The 17,554-nt window shown below is 70.6% G+C and carries 19 protein-coding genes and 1 riboswitch; of the genes, 17 read left to right on the top strand and 2 right to left on the bottom strand.

The window, feature by feature from the left end; translation table 11 throughout:
- The first annotated feature begins 102 nt into the window (after nt 1-102).
- Nucleotides 103-573, top strand: a complete 471-nt coding sequence (locus tag ACOMD9_RS11890) for a PepSY domain-containing protein (RefSeq protein WP_421415100.1) — start codon at nt 103-105, stop codon at nt 571-573.
- A 68-nt stretch (nt 574-641) separates the two neighbouring features.
- On the opposite strand, the gene ACOMD9_RS11885 is transcribed toward ACOMD9_RS11890, so the two are convergent.
- Nucleotides 642-1,154, bottom strand: a complete 513-nt coding sequence (locus tag ACOMD9_RS11885; protein WP_421415097.1) for a cytochrome b — start codon at nt 1,152-1,154, stop codon at nt 642-644.
- A gap of 207 nt (nt 1,155-1,361) precedes the next feature.
- On the opposite strand from ACOMD9_RS11885, the gene ACOMD9_RS11880 reads away from it, so the two are divergent.
- The 9 genes from ACOMD9_RS11880 to thiE all read left to right on the top strand — a co-directional run bounded on the left by ACOMD9_RS11880 (nt 1,362) and on the right by thiE (nt 9,455).
- The gene (locus tag ACOMD9_RS11880; RefSeq protein WP_421415094.1) at nt 1,362-2,024 is read left to right on the top strand and encodes a thermostable hemolysin; all 663 of its coding nucleotides are present in this window, start codon (nt 1,362-1,364) and stop codon (nt 2,022-2,024) included.
- Complete coding sequence (locus tag ACOMD9_RS11875) at nt 2,008-3,471, top strand: AMP-binding protein (RefSeq protein WP_421415091.1); 1,464 nt, start codon at nt 2,008-2,010, stop codon at nt 3,469-3,471. The genes ACOMD9_RS11880 and ACOMD9_RS11875 overlap by 17 nt, the downstream gene beginning before the upstream one ends.
- The gene (locus ACOMD9_RS11870) at nt 3,468-4,160 is read left to right on the top strand and encodes a TenA family transcriptional regulator (protein ID WP_421415088.1); all 693 of its coding nucleotides are present in this window, start codon (nt 3,468-3,470) and stop codon (nt 4,158-4,160) included. The genes ACOMD9_RS11875 and ACOMD9_RS11870 overlap by 4 nt, the downstream gene beginning before the upstream one ends.
- A complete protein-coding gene (locus ACOMD9_RS11865) occupies nt 4,147-4,992 on the top strand; it encodes an SDR family oxidoreductase (RefSeq protein ID WP_421415085.1) in 846 nt (281 codons plus the stop codon). The genes ACOMD9_RS11870 and ACOMD9_RS11865 overlap by 14 nt, the downstream gene beginning before the upstream one ends.
- Nucleotides 4,989-5,681, top strand: a complete 693-nt coding sequence (locus tag ACOMD9_RS11860; RefSeq protein WP_421415083.1) for a tetratricopeptide repeat protein — start codon at nt 4,989-4,991, stop codon at nt 5,679-5,681. The genes ACOMD9_RS11865 and ACOMD9_RS11860 overlap by 4 nt, the downstream gene beginning before the upstream one ends.
- A 12-nt stretch (nt 5,682-5,693) precedes the next feature.
- Nucleotides 5,694-6,374: a response regulator gene (locus tag ACOMD9_RS11855; RefSeq protein WP_421415080.1), complete on the top strand. Its 681-nt coding sequence runs from the start codon at nt 5,694-5,696 to the stop codon at nt 6,372-6,374.
- Entirely contained in the window at nt 6,371-7,756 is a 1,386-nt protein-coding gene (locus ACOMD9_RS11850) for an ATP-binding protein (RefSeq protein WP_421415079.1), read from the top strand. Before ACOMD9_RS11855 ends, ACOMD9_RS11850 begins: the two co-directional genes overlap by 4 nt.
- Nucleotides 7,757-7,867: 111 nt before the next feature.
- Nucleotides 7,868-8,656, top strand: a complete 789-nt coding sequence (locus tag ACOMD9_RS11845; protein WP_421415077.1) for a glycosyltransferase family 32 protein — start codon at nt 7,868-7,870, stop codon at nt 8,654-8,656.
- Nucleotides 8,657-8,699: 43 nt separating this feature from the next.
- Nucleotides 8,700-8,802: riboswitch (TPP riboswitch) on the top strand.
- 35 nt (nt 8,803-8,837) lie between these two features.
- On the top strand, nt 8,838-9,455 hold the full coding sequence (gene thiE / locus ACOMD9_RS11840; protein ID WP_421415074.1) for a thiamine phosphate synthase: 618 nt from the start codon (nt 8,838-8,840) through the stop codon (nt 9,453-9,455).
- A gap of 6 nt (nt 9,456-9,461) precedes the next feature.
- Here the strand turns inward: thiE and ACOMD9_RS11835 are convergent, their stop codons facing one another.
- Nucleotides 9,462-10,337, bottom strand: coding sequence for a DMT family transporter (locus ACOMD9_RS11835; RefSeq protein ID WP_421415071.1), 876 nt, complete (start codon nt 10,335-10,337; stop codon nt 9,462-9,464).
- A 247-nt stretch (nt 10,338-10,584) separates the two neighbouring features.
- Between ACOMD9_RS11835 and ACOMD9_RS11830 the strand changes: the two genes are divergently transcribed.
- From ACOMD9_RS11830 to ACOMD9_RS11800, 7 genes are all read left to right on the top strand, one after another.
- Nucleotides 10,585-11,256: a DUF1826 domain-containing protein gene (locus tag ACOMD9_RS11830; protein ID WP_421415068.1), complete on the top strand. Its 672-nt coding sequence runs from the start codon at nt 10,585-10,587 to the stop codon at nt 11,254-11,256.
- Nucleotides 11,257-11,332: 76 nt separating this feature from the next.
- Nucleotides 11,333-12,883, top strand: coding sequence for an ABC transporter substrate-binding protein (locus tag ACOMD9_RS11825; protein ID WP_421415066.1), 1,551 nt, complete (start codon nt 11,333-11,335; stop codon nt 12,881-12,883).
- Nucleotides 12,880-13,863, top strand: a complete 984-nt coding sequence (locus tag ACOMD9_RS11820) for an ABC transporter permease (RefSeq protein WP_421415063.1) — start codon at nt 12,880-12,882, stop codon at nt 13,861-13,863. Before ACOMD9_RS11825 ends, ACOMD9_RS11820 begins: the two co-directional genes overlap by 4 nt.
- The gene (locus tag ACOMD9_RS11815) at nt 13,860-14,684 is read left to right on the top strand and encodes an ABC transporter permease (RefSeq protein ID WP_421415061.1); all 825 of its coding nucleotides are present in this window, start codon (nt 13,860-13,862) and stop codon (nt 14,682-14,684) included. Before ACOMD9_RS11820 ends, ACOMD9_RS11815 begins: the two co-directional genes overlap by 4 nt.
- A complete protein-coding gene (locus tag ACOMD9_RS11810) occupies nt 14,681-16,144 on the top strand; it encodes an ABC transporter ATP-binding protein (protein WP_421415059.1) in 1,464 nt (487 codons plus the stop codon). Before ACOMD9_RS11815 ends, ACOMD9_RS11810 begins: the two co-directional genes overlap by 4 nt.
- Before the next feature lie 259 nt (nt 16,145-16,403).
- Nucleotides 16,404-16,922, top strand: a complete 519-nt coding sequence (locus ACOMD9_RS11805) for an Hcp family type VI secretion system effector (RefSeq protein WP_421415056.1) — start codon at nt 16,404-16,406, stop codon at nt 16,920-16,922.
- A 233-nt stretch (nt 16,923-17,155) separates the two neighbouring features.
- On the top strand, nt 17,156-17,554 hold a 399-nt coding region (locus ACOMD9_RS11800; protein WP_421415054.1), incomplete at its 3' end, for a contractile injection system protein, VgrG/Pvc8 family.

Genomic DNA, 17,554 nt, shown 5'->3' with positions numbered 1-17,554 from the left:
AGATGAATGCAGCATGAACGAGGCGGTCAGCTCCCGGCAAGGTCGCGGGTGGTACAAGGGTGGCGTACCCGACCGCGGTACCCATCACGAGGAGTGCTACCCATGACCATCAAGATGCTGATCGCCGGTTCCCTCACCGCCCTGGCGCTGGGCGCCACCGCCGCCCAGGCCGATGACACCCTGCCTGTAGGCAGCCTCGACGCCGTACTCGAGCGAGGCGCCGCCTACGGCTTCACCCACTACCTGGAGATCGAGGCCAAGGAGCGCGGCCAGGTGGAGATCGAGGGCTGGCTCGACGACGAGTGGCAGGCCGAGGTGCGGCTCTCGCTGGAGAGCGGCGAACTCTTCAAGGAGTCGCGCAAGCGGAAGGATGACAGCCCCTGGGGCATGAGCGAGGCCGAGGTGCGCCTGGCCATGGAGGTCGCCGTGGCCGAAGGCATGGTCGAGTTCGAGGAGGTCGAGATCAAGCGCGACGACCTGATCGAGATCGAGGGGCGCGACGAGGACGGCCGCGAGCTCGAGGTGACCACCCGCCAGGGCGCGGAGGAAGCGGAGAGGGTCGAGCGTGACTGAGCGCCCTTGCGTTTGCGAATGGTGGCAGGCGATGCGGTTCGGGGCCAGGGCCCCGAACCGCATGCCGCTCAGGTCATGCGCTGCAGGGTGCGGTCGGCGAATAGCCACTGGTGGGCCAGGACAGCCAGCAGATGCCCGCCGATCACCAGCCACAGCAGGTTGGCGAGCACCTCGTGCCCCTCCTCGAAGGCCTCCTCCAGCCACTCGACCTCCGCGCCGGCAGGAATCAGCGGCAGGCCGAAGAAGGCCACCCCGTGGCCGCTGCCCCAGGCCGCCAGCAGGCCGGTCACGGGGATGGCCACCAGCAGGCCATAGAGGGCCAGGTGGCCCAGCCAGGCCGCCCGCCGCAAGTGGGCGGGGGGTGCCAGGCGCCCACGGTTGACCCATCGCCAGGCCAGGCGGAAGGCCAGCAGACCCAGCAGCAGCAGGCCTGTGCTCTTGTGCAGGCCCATGGCGGTGCCCTTGCTCAGGGCCTCCATCCACCAGTCGCTGGCCAGCATCAGCAGCACCAGCGGTGCCATGGCCCAGTGGACCAGTCGGGAGACGACGCCGTAGCGCTGTTCGGAATCGAGCCAGTTCATCGTGATCACTCCTCTGTGGGTAACGTGACCCTTGTACGACGCGGCACCTGACGACAGGCTGACAGGCCCGTTCATGCGTCATTCATCTCCGCCCCCGCCCGCCGAGGGAGTGACACTCGGCCCCTGCCCGAAGGAAACCCCAGCCGCTTAAGCCTTCGTTAAGCTGCCGGGACCAGGGTATCGGTGACACGTCATGGAGACGCCCCGATGCCTGACCCGAGACGCCTGCCCTGCCTGCAGGCCGCAGCCACCCCGCCGACGCTGCACTGGCAGGAGGCCCTTCACTGGACGGAGCGCCGGCGCCTGGCGCACCTGATCCGCCGCCGCTTCGCCGAGGAGCATGGCGCCGCCATCAACCAGCTGCTGCCGCGTCTGTTCGGCCTGTGGCAGGGCGACTGGCCCCAGGCCGCGGTGGGGGTCCGCTCGGCGGCCTGCGGCCCGCTGTTCCAGGAGCGCTATCTGGACGTCTGCGCCGAGCGCCTGCTGGCCGAGCGCTTCGCCCGCCCCGTCGCCCGTCACCAGGTCGCCGAGATCGGCAACCTGGCGAGCCGCCGCCCCGGCCTGCAGCGCCCGCTCTTCCTGCACCTGGTGGACCAGCTCGGCCGCGAGGGCATCGGCTGGCTGCTGTTCACCGCCACCCCCGAGGTGGCCAACGGCATTCGCCGGCTGGGCCTCACCCTCGAGCCGGTGATGGTCGCCGACCCGACGCGACTCGGCGAAGACCGGGCCCGCTGGGGGCGCTACTACGAGCGCCACCCCTGGGTAATGGCCGGCGACCTGCGCCGCGCCCATCGGGAGCTGCGCGAGCGGGGGCTGCTGCCCGTGCCCCTTCCCCGTCCGGCAGAGGTGGCCCATGCACACCTCGCCTGAGGCCTTCCTCGCACGGCTGGTCCGCCATGCCGTCGAGCGGCCGGCCGGCATCGCGCTGGAGGACGTCCACCACCGGGTCACCTTCGCCGAGCTGCCAGGCGAGATCGAGACCCGCCGGCGACGCCTGCATGCTACCGACGCCCGGCGGATTGCCCTGGCCCTGGACAACGGCATCGACTGGGCGCTGTGGGACCTGGCGCTGCTCCAGGACGAGCGGGTGGCGGTGCCGGTGCCCGCCTTCTTCAGCGATGCCCAGCGCCGCCATCTGGTAGACGCCGCCGGGCTCGACGCCTGGATCGGCCCCGGCGGCGAGGCCCATGGCTTCCGGCGCAGCAGCGACCCGGCCATCGCCACCCGGCGTGTCGTCTCGCCCCCGGCCCTGCATCCCGGCACCACGCGCATCACCTTCACCTCCGGCACCAGCAGCAGCCCCAAGGGGGTCTGCCTCGACGCCACGGCGCCCCTCACGGTGGCCACCAGCATCGCCGAGGTGGTGGCGCCGCTGGCCATAGAGCGTCATCTGGCGATGCTGCCGCTCTCCACCCTGCTGGAGAACATCGGCGGCCTCTACGTGCCGCTGTGGCTGGGGGCCGGCACCTGCCTCCCCGGGGTCGCCACCCTGGGCTGGCAAGGTGCCAGCGGTTTCGCCCCCCACCAGGCACTGGCGGCGATCGAGGCCTTCCGCCCCCATAGCCTGATCCTGGTTCCCCAGCTGCTCCAGGCGCTGGTCGATCTCACGCCCCGGGCGCCGGCCGACCTGCGCTTCGTCGCCGTGGGGGGTGCTCGGGTGGCGCCCACCCTGCTGGATCGCACCCGGCGGGGTGGCTGGCCGGTGTTCGAGGGCTACGGCCTCTCGGAGTGCGCCTCGGTGGTGTGCCTCAATCGTCCCGGCGAGCCCGCCCGTGGCGTCGGTCGGCCGCTTCCGCATGCCGAGGTACGCGTCGACAAGGAGGGCGAGGTGTGGGTCCGCGGCGCCACCCAGCTCGGCTATCTGGGCGAACCGACTCCCGCCTCGTCCTGGCACGCCAGCGGCGATCTCGGCCACTGGGCCGGCGACGCCCTGGTGCTGAAGGGCCGCCGCCGCGAGGTCTTCATCACCGCCTACGGCCGCAATGTCGACCCCCAGTGGGTGGAAGGCGAGCTGTGCGCCCGGCCCGACATCGCCCAGGCGCTGGTCCACGGCGAGGCGTTGCCCACCAACCGCGCGCTGCTGGTGCCCGCCTCGCCCGAGGTCGACGACGCCCGACTGGCCGACACGGTGGCCGAGGTCAACGCCGGCCTGCCCGACTACGCCCGGATCCACGAATGGCGACGCTGCGCCCCCTTCACCCCTCACAACCACCAGCTGACGGCCAACGGCCGCCTGCGTCGCGATGTCATCCTCGCCGCCCATGGCGACTGGCTGAGTGTCCCGACCGATATCCCCCAAGGAGGAGTTCTTTCATGAGTGCCTATCGACGACTTCAGGAAGCCACCCGCGCCGAGCGCGACTGGCTGCTGGCCACTCCGCTGCTCGTTCGCGCCCTGGCCGGCGAGGTGAGCCGGGAGGAGTACCTGGCCTTTCTCGGCCAGGCCTACCACCACGTGCGCTTCACGGTGCCGCTGATGATGGCTTGCGGTGCGCGGCTGCCCGAGCGGTTGGGGTGGCTCAGAAGCGCCCTGGTCGAGTACATCGAGGAGGAGCACGGCCACGAACAGTGGATCCTCGACGATATCCGGGCCGCCGGCGGCGACCCCGAGGCGGCCGCCACCCTGGCGCCAGACCCCGCCACCCGGCTGATGGTGGCCGCCGTGCGCGACACGATCGAGCACGGCAACCCCGTGGGCTTCCTCGGCATGGTGCAGGTGCTGGAGGGCACCAGCACGGCGCTGGCCACCCTGGCCGCCGAGAGCCTGCAGGCGAGCCTGGAGCTCCCCGACGAGGCAGTGCGCTACCTCACCTCCCACGGCAGCCTGGACATCGGCCACCTGGCCTTCTTCGAGGGGCTGGTGAACCGCCTGGAGGAGGACGACCTGGCGGCGGTGATCGACGCCGCCCGCATGGTCTACTGCCTCTACGGTGCCATGTTCCGCGGCATCGAGGCCCGCTGCAGCGGCGGCAGCACCGCCCGGGAGCTCGCCCATGCGCTGGTCTAGGTTCTGGTCCCGCAGCCCCACCCTGCCGGAGGGCGGCTGGCCCGCCCAGCGGATCCTGCTGATCGGAGCGAGCGGCGGCATCGGCCAGGCGCTGGTGGACGAATTCACCGCCGCCGGGGCACGCCTGCTTATCAGCGGCCGCCGCACCGAGGTCCTGACGGCCCTGGCGCAGCGCCACCCGGAACAGGTGACAGCGCTGACCGCCGACCTGACCCGCCCCGAGGAGCGTCGACGGCTGGCCGCGGCGGCCCGTGAGCTTGGCTGCAACATGCTGGTCAATGCCGCCGGGGTGAACCGGGTCGGGCTGTTCGAGGCGTGCAGCGACGACGAGATCGAGCGACTGATCAGCACCAACCTGACCGCTCCCCTGCAACTGACCCGGGCGCTCCTGCCGGTCCTGCTGGAGGCCAAGCACGGCTGGGTGGTCAACCTCGGCTCGACCTTCGGCATCATCGGCTACCCCGGCCAGGTCGGCTACTGCGCCACCAAGTTCGCCCTGCGCGGCTTCAGCCAGGCATTGCGCCGGGAACTGGCCGATACCCGCATTCACGTGCTGCATGTCGCGCCCCGGGCCACCCACACCGCCATGAATGCCCCCGAAGTGGTGGCGATGAATCGAGAACTGGGCAATGCCATGGATCCCCCCGCCCGGGTGGCGCTCGAAGTGCGTCGCGCCATCGAGCGAGGTCGCGAGGAGACCCAGCTGGGCAGGCCCGAGCGACTCTTCACTCGACTCAACGGCCTGGTGCCGATGCTGGTGGACCGAGCCCTGAAACGCCAGTTGCCGATCATCCGCCGCTTCGTCGGCACGCCCCGGGAGGAGCTGTCATGACACCCACCACCAGAAGGAGACCCGCCATGCTGCGGCGGGTCATGGGACGCCAACTGGCCGTGGCGCTGCTGGCTGCCACCCTGGCCGGGCTGCCCACCGTGCTGCCGGCCATGGAGGCCGCCGTGGCGGAGGAACTCGCCCGAGTGCAGGACCGCTGGGCCGAGATCCGCTACCAGCTGCCCGAGGGGCAGCAGGCGAGGGCCTACGCGGCACTGGCGGCCGATGTCGATCGGCTGCTGGCCGAGCACCCCGGCACCGCCGAACTGCAGGTGTGGGCCGGCATCGTGCGTGCCACCCAGGCCGGCGCCAGCGGTGGCCTGGGGGCGCTCCGGCTGGTCAAGCAGGCTCGCGCCGACCTGGAGGCGGCCCTGGCGCTGGATCCCATGGCCCTGCAGGGCTCGGCCTATACCAGCCTCGGGGCGCTCTACTATCAGGTCCCCGGCTGGCCGATCGCCTTCGGTGATGACGCCAAGGCCGAGTGGCATCTTCGCCGGGCGCTGTCGATCGACCCCGATGGACTCGACAGCCTCTACTTCTGGGGTGACTATCTGCATGAGCAGGGCCGCGACGCCGAGGCGCGCCGGGCACTGGAGAAGGCACTGCAGGCCGCTCCGCGTCCCGGCCGGGCGCTCGCCGACGCCGGCCGTCGCGAAGAGATTCGCCGCCTGCTCGCCCAGCTGAAGGAGTGAACCTGACACGCTATGCGCATACTGCTGGTGGAAGACGATCCCAGCCTGGCAGCGGGCATCCGCCTGGCACTGAAGCCGGAACACTACACCGTCGACCTGCTGTCCGACGGCCGCATGGCCCTGGCCGCCCTGAAGGGCGAAGAGCCCTTCGATGCGGTGATCCTCGACCTGGGGCTGCCCGGGCTCGACGGCCTCGAGTTGCTCGAGGCGGTCCGGCGGCGCGGCAACCGTGTGCCGGTGCTGGTGCTGACCGCCCGGGACGCCGTCGACGACCGCATCCGGGGGCTGGATGCCGGCGCCGATGACTACCTGGTCAAGCCCTTCGAGGTGGCCGAACTCAAGGCACGCCTGCGCGCCCTGCTGCGCCGCAGCCAGGGGCTGGCCAGCAACGTGATGGAGGTGCGCGGCATCCGGCTCGAGCCCGGCACCCGAAGCGTCAGCTACCACGGCGAGCCGGTGACGCTATCGCGCCGCGAGTTCACCCTGCTCCAGGAGTTCATGGGTCACCCGGGGCGGGTCTTCACTCGCGATACCCTGACCCGGCTGGTCTACGGCTGGGACGAGGAGGTCGAAAGCAACGCCATCGAGGTTCACGTGCATCACCTGCGCCGCAAGCTGTTTCCCGGCCTGATCCGAACGGTGCGCGGCATCGGTTACGTGATGGACCGCACCACCCGTGAGGCTGAAGCGTGACGTCCATCCGCCGTCGCACCCTGGGCCTGGTGCTGCTGGTCTTCGGGATCAGCATGCTGACCATCGGGCTGGTCAGCTACCGCTACGCTGCCCACGAGATCGAGGAGCTCTATGACGCCAGCCTGGCCCAGAACGCCCGCCTGCTGGAGGGGCTGATCCAGGCGCCACTGCCAGCCGACCAGCGCGATGTCATGCTGGCCAGCCTGGAGAGCGCCCTGCTGCGTGCCGAGGAGTCTGACAAGCGCCTGGCCGGCCACCGCTACGAGAGCAAGCTGGCCTTCCAGGTCTGGCAGGACGACACCCTGCTGCTGCGCTCGGCCAGCGCCCCGGTGGCGCCGCTCACGGCGCTGGCCGCGGGCTACGAGAACACCAGCCTGGAGGGACACGGCTGGCGGGTCTACGCCCTGAGCCATCCGGAGCGGCCGCTACGCGTGCTGGTGGGGGAGCGTGAGGACGTCCGCGGCGAACTGGTGACCCTCATCGCCCTGCGCACCCTGCTGCCCGACCTGCTCGGGCTGCCGATACTGGCCCTGCTGCTGTGGTGGGCCATTGGCTGGGGGCTCAAGCCACTCTCGCGGATGGCCGAGCAGGTTCGCCGTCGCGACCCGCACAACCTGCAGCCGCTGGTGATGAGCCCCCTGCCCCGCGAGCTGGACACCATCGTCGGCGCCCTGAACCGGCTGCTGGAACGCATCCGTGCCCTGAGGGTGCGCGAGAAACGCTTCATCGCCGATGCCGCCCACGAGTTGCGCACCCCGCTGGCGGTGCTCGACCTGCATGCCCAGAACGCCCTGGCCGCCAAGGACCCGGCCGACCGCCGCGAGGCCCTGGAGGAGTTGCGCAGCGGCGTGGCCCGGGCCACGCGCCTGGTCACCCAGCTGCTCACCCTGGCGCGCCTGGACCCCGAGGAGGAATCCCGCGATGCCACCGACAGCGACCTGTTGCAGGAGGTGCGCGAGGCCCTGGCCAAGCTGTCGCCACTGGCCACCGACCGGGACATCGAGCTGCTACTGGACGCCGACGAGACGGCGGACTGGCACCTGCGGGTCGAGTCCGGTGCCATCGACACCCTGATCCAGAATCTGGTGAGCAACGCCCTCCAGCACTCGCCGCCGGGAAGCACCATCCATGTGGCCCTCGCAGCAGGGGGCGAGCAGCTGACCCTGTCCGTCGACGACCAGGGCCCCGGCATTCCTGCCGAGGAGCGCGAGCAGGTGATCGAGCGTTTCCATCGAGCCGGGCCGGGCGCCGGTGCCGGGCTGGGGCTCTCCATCGTCGTCCGGCTCCTGCAGCGCCACGGCGGGCGACTGGCACTGGACGACGCCCCCGGCGGCGGCCTGCGCGCCGTGGCCATGCTGCCGCGACGGAAGGCGCGCCACTGACGCCGGATCGTCATCTCTTCTTAAGCCATCCTTAAGCTTCACCCGGGACGATGGTGCCGATACGCGGCGCCCCTGCGCGCCGTTCTCGAATCCGACACCATAGGCATTCCCATGAAGCCGCTGCATAGACTGCTGGCGAGCCGCCTGATCAAGCTCGTTGCCAACCTGCTCAAGCTCGCGTGCTACGCCTTCCACTTCGTCTTTCCCGACAAGCGCTTCACCCTGCCGGCCAGGGCCGCCCCCTGGATCCGGCGCCGGCATCCGACCGCCATTCCCCGCATCCTCTGGCAGACCAACTTCACCGACCGCGTGACCCTGCCGGTCTACCTGAACTACCTGTTCAACCGCCTCATGGCGCCCGGCTTCGAGTATCGCTTCATGATCACCGAGGCCCGCGCCGACTTCATCAGGCAGCACTACTCCGGACAGACTTTCAGAAACTATTCCCGGCTGCAGATCGGCGCCGCCCAGGCGGACTTCTGGCGTGTCCTGGTGCTGCAGGCCCATGGCGGCGTCTACCTGGATATCGACGCCCACCTGACGTGGCCCCTGGGCCGCCTGCTCGGGCCCGACCGATCGTCGCTGTTCCTCCGCACCAAGCGCGACACCCTCAACAACTTCTTCATCGCCAGCAGGCCCCACACCCCCGAGCTGGAGGCCGTGATCCAGGCGATCGACACCAATATCGAGGAGAACACGATCCGGGGTGTCTTCGACATGACCGGGCCCGGCGTCTTCAATCGGGTGCTGGACATCCACCGCCTGGACACCGTGCTCTATCGCTACGCCTGTACCCAGGGCAGCTTCACCAACGAGCACTTCCAGTACATCGACAAGCCACAGGGAAAATGGAACCGGGAGCAGAAGCGCGTCGCGGTGGTGAGGGAGGAGGCGGCCTGAGCTCGGCGGCTTTACAGGAGCATGGCCGGCATGGATAGTGGGAAGCCTACGACAGGGGCGCCGCGGCGATACCGCGCAGCGGCTGAGACGCACCCTTGGAACCTGACCCGGATAATGCCGGCGTAGGGAGTCGTGCAGCCTCGGTTCTCCCGCCTGCACCTCCCTCGCCTGGAGGTGAACGATGCGCCTTGATCTCTCGCTCTACCTGGTCACCGACCCCGGTCTCTGTGATGGCCATGGGCTGGTGGAGACCGTCGTCGCCGCCGTGCGCGGGGGCGTGACGCTGGTACAGCTGCGCGACAAGCACGCTTCCGATGCCGAGTTGATCGACCAGGCCCGCCGCCTCAAGGTCGCCCTGGCCGGCAGCGGCGTGCCACTGATCATCAACGACCGCCTCGAGGTGGCCCTGGCCGCCGAGGCCGACGGCCTGCACCTGGGCCAGGACGACGGCGACGTGGCCGCCGCCCGCACCGCCCTGGGCGAGCGGGCACTGCTCGGGCTCTCGGTGCAGACCCACGAACAACTCGCCCGCCTCGACCCGGGCCCGCTCGACTACCTCGGCCTGGGGCCGGTCTTCGCCACCCACAGCAAGCACGACCACGCCAGCCCGCTGGGCGTCGACGGCCTGACCTCGCTGGTCGCCGCCAGCCCCCTGCCCGCGGTCGCCATCGGCGGGCTCAAGGCCGAACACGCCGGCGCCGTGCGGTCATCGGGGGCCCGGGGCCTGGCGGTGATCTCGGCGATCTGCGGCCAGCCCGACCCGGAAGCCGCGGCGCGGGCCTTCTTCACCCGCCGCTGATCGCGCTCAGGAGGAGGGGCGGCGCTTCAGGGTCGTGCGGCGGTCGTGGTAGGCGATCGCCAGGCCACTGCCGATGATCAGCAGGCTGCCGACGAAGACCCACAGATCCGGCATCTCCCCCCAGAACCACCAGCCCAGCAGCACTGCCCAGAGCATGGCGGTGTAGTCGAAGGGAGCGGCGATGGCCGCCGGCGCGAAACGGAACGCCAGGGTGATGAAGGCGGTGGCGCCGATACCGGCGATCCCCGAGCCGAGAAACCCCAGCCAGTGCCAGGCGTGTGGCGTCTGCCACACCCAGGGCAGCAGCAACGCGGTGATGCCGAACGGCACCAGAGTCATGTAGAAGACCATGGCCCAGAGGTGTTCGCGCCCACCGTAGCGCCGCGCGGTGATCATCATCAACGCATAGAAGACCGCCGCGCCCAGCAGCGCCAGCGCCCCGGGATGGAAGGCGTCACCGCCCGGGCGCACCACCACCAGCACCCCGACGAATCCCACCAGCGAGGCCGCCAGCACCGGCGGGTCGATCCGCTCGCCGAGCAGCGGCACCGACAGCAGCGTGACGAACAGCGGGGCGACGAAGGCGATGGCCGTGGCCTCGGCCAGCGGCAGCAGGGTCAGGCCGAGCACGAAGCAGACCATGGTGCCGGTGTAGATCAGACCGCGCACCAGATGCATGACGGGGCGCCGCGTACGCAGCTTGCGCAGCCCGCCACCGAAGTGCGCCAGCAGCGCGATCAGCGGAAGCGACACCAGGGTCCGGAAGAAGATGATCTGCAGCGGTGAATGCACCTCGCCCAGCCACTTGGCGATGGCGTCGCCGAGCGCCAGGCAGAACACACCCGCACACATGAACAGGATACCCTTCAACGACCCTGACATCGCCACCTCCCAGCAGCCGGTCCCCGCCTGGCCCAAAAAACCACCCCGCCGGTCCAGAAGACCGGCGGGGCGAGATCATGACGACAGGCTAGGAGGTTAGCAGACAAACGGCAACCACCGGGTCGCCGACAGCCATGCCCATGACGCTGGCGAGGATGCCGACCCCATGTCGTCTCCGGGTATTGTCCGAGAGCACGTTTGTTATGTTATATAGTAACCTTTATCTTCTACCGAGGAGAAGCTCGCCATGGCCGCCCCGCTTCCCATGACACCGGACGATCCGCTTCCCCTAGCCCCGGCCTACCCGCACTGGGCCTGCGGAGACGACATCGGTGTGCTGCCGCGCATCTTCGAGGACGGCATCACGCTCGCCGTCATGGAGCGCACCCTTCCGCAGCCCCTGCGTGACAGCGTGGCGGCTCAGCTGACGCCCGATGCCCGCCTGGACTGGCGCTGGCGGGGGGCTCCCGGTGAATCCATGCGAGCCGACCTGCAGCGGCACCTGCCGGCTCCCGACCGGAGCGCGGCCCTGCTGGATGATATCGGCACCATCGCCAGTGCCCTGGCGTTCCTGTTCGACACCGAGACCATCGGCATCCGCCTGCGCCTCCTCGACGAGGCCATGTGTCCGCGCTTCCACGTCGACAACCTGGCGGTACGCCTGGTGACCACCTACGCCGGCCCCGGCAGCGAGTGGCTGCCCGAGCACGCCGTCGATCGTGCCGGCCTGGGTGCGCCCCGCGCCGACAAGCCGGAGATCGTCACCGACCCCGCCGCGATCGGGCGGCTCGGTGCCGGTGACCTGGCGCTGCTCAAGGGCGACGGCTGGATCGGCAACGAGGGCCGTGGCCTGGTGCATCGCAGCCCACGGCCGGCTCCGGGCGAGAGGCGCCTGCTGCTGGCCCTGGATCCGGGATGAGCCGCCCTGGCCAGTCGATCGAACCGACACCCACGACACCGCCTTCAACGACATCCCCACCGAGGAAGTCTGCAAGATGCGACTCCCCCGCTCCCTGCTCGCCGGCCTCGCCCTGGCCTTGAGCTCCACCGTCGCCCTGGCCGATGCCCGCAGCCTGGATATCGTCGCCCCCTGGGAGATCACCAGTGCCGACCCCTCCACCTCGGGCTACGTGTTCGGCCGCATGCGGGTCGCCGAGACCCTGGTCGACACCGACGCCGACGGCCAGCTCGCACCGGGGCTGGCGGCGTCCTGGCAGCCCAGTGAAGACAGCCTGACCTGGCGCTTCACCCTCCGTGACGGCGTCGTCTTTCATGATGGCTCGCCGGTCACCGCCGAGGCGGTTGCCGAGAGCCTCGAGCACGCCCTGGCCAAGCCGGGCATGCTCGACTCGGCGCCGATCGCCGCCATCACCGCCGAAGGCGACGCGGTGGTGATCCGCCTGGAGAACGCCTTCGCGCCGCTGCCGGCGCTTCTCGCCCACTCCACCACCCTGATCCTCGCCCCTGCCGCCTACGATGACGCGGGTAGCGTCGAGCGCATGATCGGAACCGGCCCCTATCGGGTCGAGTCCCTGGCGCCCCCCCAGCGGCTCACGGTGAGCCGCTTCGACGACTACTGGGGCGAGGCGCCCGACATCGAACGGGCCAGCTACCTGGCGGTGGGCCGCGGCGAGACCCGCGCACTGATGGCCGAGAGCCGCGATGCCGACATCGTCTTCACCCTCGACCCGGCCAGCCAGGCGCGGCTGGCCCGCCACGACCGGCTCGCGCTGCACGCCGAGCCGCTGCCGCGCACCATCGTGCTCAAGGTCAACGCCGGGCACCGCTTCCTCGACGACGACCGCGCCCGACGCGCGCTGAGCCTGGCCATCGATCGCCCCGGCATCGCCGCCGGCCTGCTGCGCAACCCGGAAGCCGCCGCCGCCGAACTGTTCCCGGAGAGCCTGGGGCCCTGGCACTTTGGTTTAAACACCGATGGGGGCCTCAACGCCGGCGAGGCCCAGGACATCGAACAGGCTCGCGAACTGCTGGCCGAGCTGGGCTGGGAGGCGAACGGCCACGGCACCCTCGAGCGCGACGGCGAGCCGTTCCGCCTCACCCTGCGCACCTTCTCCGACCGTCCGGAGCTGCCGCTGGTGGCCACCGCCCTGCAGGACCAGTGGCGCGAGCTGGGCGTGGTGCTCGAGGTGGCGGTGGGCAACGCCAGCGAGATCCCCTCCGGCCACCGCGACGGCAGCCTCGAGCTGGGCCTGATGGCGCGCAACTACGGTCTGGTGCCCAACCCGCTCGGCACCCTGCTCGACGACTTCGGCAGCGATCCGGACGCCATGGGCGGCGACTGGGGCGCCATGGGCTGGCGCGACGACGATCTGGCTGCCTGGCTCGACACCCTGCGCCACGAGGCCGACCCCGACGCCCGCAGCGAACTGGCGACCCGGGTCGCCAGGCGCCTGCACGAGGCGATGCCGGTCATCCCCGTCGCCTGGTACCAGCAGACCGCCGCGGTGAACGGCGAGCTGGAGGGCTTCTCCATCGACCCCCTGGAGCGTAGCTACCGCATCGACGAGCTGAGGTGGAGCGAATGAGCCAGGCGTTGACGTCACGGATGACCCCGCGCTGGACGGCGGGCCTGCGCGGCCTGCTGCTGCAGCGGCTGTTCCAGGCCGGGCTGGTGGCGTGGATGGTCGGCACCCTGACCTTCGTGCTGACCCGCACCCTGCCCGGCGACATGGCCTACCGCATCGCCGCCGGGCGTTACGGCCATGACATGGTCAACACCGCCGCCGCCGAGGCGGTACGCGCCGAGCTGGCCCTGGACCAGCCGGCCCTGAGTGCCTACTTCGGCTGGCTATGGGACCTGGTGCAGTTCGACCTGGGCCGTTCGCTGGTCAGCGGCGCACCGGTGGTGCACGAGCTGTGGCATCAGCTCGGCCACTCCCTGGGGCTGGCGGTGGCCGCGGTGCTGCTGTCGCTGCTGCTCGGGCCGCCGCTGGGCCTGGCCGCCGGCCTCAGGCCCCGCGGCGCCCTGGACCGCATCAGCGAAGTCGCCGCCAGCGTGCTGCGCGCCCTGCCCCCCTTCGCCGTGGGCCTGCTGCTGATCCTGCTGTTCTCGGTGACGCTGGGCTGGCTGCCCGCCGCCGGCCACGGCCGCACCGCCCACAGCGTGCTGCCGGCGCTGACCCTGGCGCTCGCCCTGGCGGCGGTCTCCAGCCGGGTGGCGCGCAACGCCATGGCCGACGTCTCCCAGTCGGCTTACTACGCCTTCTCGCGCACCAAGGGGCTCAGCGACCGGCTGAGCTTCCTGCGCCACGGCCTGCGCAACGCCGCGGTACCGGTGATCGCCTACCTCGGCGTGCAGTTCGTCTACCTGATCGAGGGGGTGGTGGTGGTCGAGACGCTGTTCGCCTGGCCCGGCATCGGCCACGCCCTGGTGCACGCCATCGTCGCCCGCGACGTGCCGATGATCCAGGGCACCGCGCTGGTCATGGGGCTGCTGTTCGTGGCACTCAACACCCTGGTGGATATCGTCTGTCACCTGCTCGATCCCCGGAGGCGCCAGGCATGACGACCCTCGCTCTTCGCTTGCGCGCCCTGCCCCTGCCGGCGCTCGGCCCCCGCCAGCGCCTGGGGGCGGCGCTGCTGGCGCTGCTGCTGGCCTTCGCCTGGCTGGTGCCGTGGCTCTTCGACGCCGACCCGGCCCGCCAGCAACTGACCCGCATCCTGCAGCTGCCCACGCTGGCCGAACCGCTGGGCACCGACCACCTGGGCCGCAGCCTGCTGGCCCGCCTCGCCGCCGCCATCCGCCTCTCCTTCGGCATGGCGCTGCTCAGCGTGGCCACCGCCGCGGTGCCCGGCGTGCTGCTCGGCGTGATCGCCGGCTGGCGCGGCGGCAGGCTCGACCGCGTGCTGGGCAGCCTGGCCGACGCCTGCCTGGCGCTGCCCGGGCTGCTGCTGGTGCTGCTGCTGGTGGCCATCGCCCCGGGCAACTTCTGGGCGCTCTATGTCGGTATCTCGCTGGTGCTGTGGATCGAGTACTTCCGCCTGGTCCGCGCCCGCACCCGGGTGCTGGTGACCTCACCGCAGCTCGAGGCGAGCCGCCTGCTCGGCTTCGGCCCGCTCTACCTGTTCCGCCGCCACCTGTGGCCGGAACTGGCGCCCCAGGTGCTGACCCTGGCCGCCTTCGGCGCCGCCAGCGCGATCCTGGCCATGGCCGCGCTCGGGTTCGTCAGCGTCGGCCTGCGCCCACCCACCGCCGAACTGGGGCTGATGATGATCGAGCTGCTGCCCTACTACCACGAGGCGCCCTGGGCCATGGCCCAGCCGATCCTGGTGCTGTTCGTGCTGGTGATGAGCCTCAATCTGCTGGCCGGGAGGGACCCCCGATGAACGCACCCCTGCTGAAGGTCGACGACCTGGCGATCCACGGCGATGGCGTGACCATCGCCCCGGTCTCGCTCAGCCTGGCCCCGGGCGAGCGCCTCACCCTGCTCGGCGAGACCGGCTCCGGCAAGAGCCTGATCGCCCAGGCGATCATGGGCACCCTGCCCCGCGGCCTCGCCGCCCGCGGCCGGCTGACGATCGACGGCGAGGCCTTCGAGGCCGCCGACGGCCGCTCGCGCCGCCCGCTGTGGGGCCACCGCCTGGCGCTGCTGCCCCAGGAGCCCTGGCACGCCCTGGATCCGACCATGCGGGCCGTGCATCAGGTCACCGAGAGCCACCGCCATGTGGCCGGTCGCCGCAGGCATGAAGCGCGCCGGGCGGCCGAGGCCGACCTGGCCGAGCTGGGACTGGCAGAGGCCGGCCACAAGCTGCCCGGCGAGCTCTCCGGCGGCATGGCGCAGCGAGTGGCGTTCGCCGCCGCCAGCGCTGGCGGCGCGACCATGGTGATCGCCGACGAGCCAACCAAGGGCCTCGACGCGCCGCGCCGCGACGCCGTGGTCGAGCTGCTGGCGCGTACGCCGGAACGGGGCGGGGCCCTGTTGACCATCACCCACGACATCGACGTCGCCCGGCGCCTCGGCGGCGAGGTAGCGATCCTGCGCCAGGGCCGGGTGGTCGAACGCGGCCCGGCCGCGCAGGTGCTCGGCGATCCTCGAACGGACTACGGCCAGCGCCTGCTGGCCGCCGAACCGGCGCGCTGGCCGGCACCGCCGCCACTCGCCTCCCGCCGCGAGGGATCCGTGGTCGCGGCCACCGCACTGGCCAAGGCCCGCGGCGGTCGCGAGCTGTTCCGCGACCTCTCGCTGGCCATACACCCCGGCGAGATCGTCGGTGTCGTCGGTCCGTCGGGCTGCGGCAAGAGCACCCTGGGGGATATGCTGCTGGGGTTGACCCCGGCCGACCGGGGCGAGATCCGGCGCGCCCCCGGCAGCTCCCGATTCGGTTACCAGAAGCTCTACCAGGACCCACCGGCGGCCTTCTCGCCGCACTGGCGGCTTTCACGCCTGCTCGACGACCTGGTGCGCCGCCATCGCCTGGATCGCCGCTCCATCCCCCCCTGGATGGAACGCCTGGGTCTCGACGAGCGGCTGCTGGCGCGCCGCCCCGGGGAGATCTCCGGCGGCGAGTTGCAGCGCTTCGCCATCCTGCGGGTGCTGCTGCTCGAGCCCTGCTTCCTGTTCGCCGACGAACCTACCTCGCGGCTCGACCCCATCACCCAGCGCGAGACCCTCGCACTGCTGGTGGAGCTGGCCCGGGAACGCCACTGTGGCGTGATGCTGGTCAGCCACGATCCGGCACTGGTCGAACGGATGTGCGACCGTCAGCTGTCACTGGTCAACGAGGCGGCGGAGAAGAGCCGCCGAAGGGGCACCGCTCGTCCAGAGCCGGTTTCCTCCCCCTCATAGCCACTCCATGGCAAGCAGTGCATACGGCGGCCATTTATTGGCCGCTTTTTTCTCGCTGGCCCCGGAAGGCCAGGCCAGATATTGCCCGCCGGGCAACTCCTTGCCTGATCCGGGCAGCTTCTTGCCTAATTCTATTTAGCTTCTCGTCGAGAAAGAACCGCAACCTTTTGATAGGCAATATATTTTCCCATCTTGGCACGCCACCTGCTCTAACAGAGTGTCCATCGGACATTCTCTTACCTCGTCAAGGAGCAGACTCATGCCGACACCTTGCTATATCAGCATCGAAGGCCAGACCCAGGGCAACATCACCGCCGGGGCCTTCACCCCCGACTCCGTGGGTAACATCTACGTCGAGGGCCACGAGGACGAGATGCTGGTCCAGGAGTTCAAGCATGTCGTCACCGTGCCCACCGACCCGCAGTCCGGCCAGCCCTCCGGCCAGCGCGCCCACAAGCCGTTCGTCTTCACCGTGGCCCTGAACAAGGCCGTGCCGCTGATGTACAACGCCCTGGCTTCCGGCGAGATGCTGCCCAACGTCGAGCTGAAGTGGTACCGCACCTCCGTCGAGGGCAAGCAGGAGCACTTCTTCACCACCAAGCTGACCGACGCCACCATCGTCGACATCAACCTGCGCATGCCCCATGCCCAGGACATCACCAAGGCCGAGTTCACCCAGCTGATGGACGTCTCCCTGGCCTACCGCAAGATCGACTGGGAGCACACCGTCGCCGGCACCTCCGGCTCCGACGACTGGCGCGCCCCGATCGAGGGCTGAGGCCCGTCGTGATGCCTCGCCCGGCCAGCGCTCGCAGCCTGGCGGGGCATCCCGCGTGTCGCGACGCCTGCACTTGCTCGCCGAGTGCTGACATCGCCGCATGTCAGACATCACCGACATCCCCTGTCAGCCTTCGCCCTTGCAGGCCGCTGCCCCCTTGCCATGCCGCGACGCCCACGTAACCTGCCGGGCAATGGCGTGGCGCGACAGTATCTTCCAGGAGGGAAGCCCAGATGGCCAACGCAACCGGACTGCAGTTCACCCTGGCCCTCGCCGGGGCCATTGAGCCCGACCTGGCGGTGGTCGACTTCACGCTGACCGAGACCCTCTCGGCACCCTTCGCGCTGGTCGTCAATCTCGCCAGCCGCGACGGCGACCTCTCGCCCGAGACCTTCCTCGACCGCGAGCTGACCCTGACGATCTGGCAGGACGGCACGCCGTTGCGCCGCATCCACGGTATCGCCACCGAGTTCGGCCGCGGCGACCGCGGCCACCGCCGCACCCGCTACACGCTGACCCTCCAGCCGGCGCTGTGGCGCCTCGGCCTGCGCCACAACTCGCGGATCTTCCAGAAGGTCTCGCCGCTGACCATCATCAACACCCTGTGCGAGGAGCGCGGCCTCACCGACGTC

This window comes from Halomonas terrestris, from assembly GCF_049166755.1.
Taxonomy (GTDB): domain Bacteria; phylum Pseudomonadota; class Gammaproteobacteria; order Pseudomonadales; family Halomonadaceae; genus Halomonas.
The sequence above is the reverse complement of the archived record's forward strand: the minus strand, read 5'-3'. Positions and strand labels throughout refer to the sequence as shown.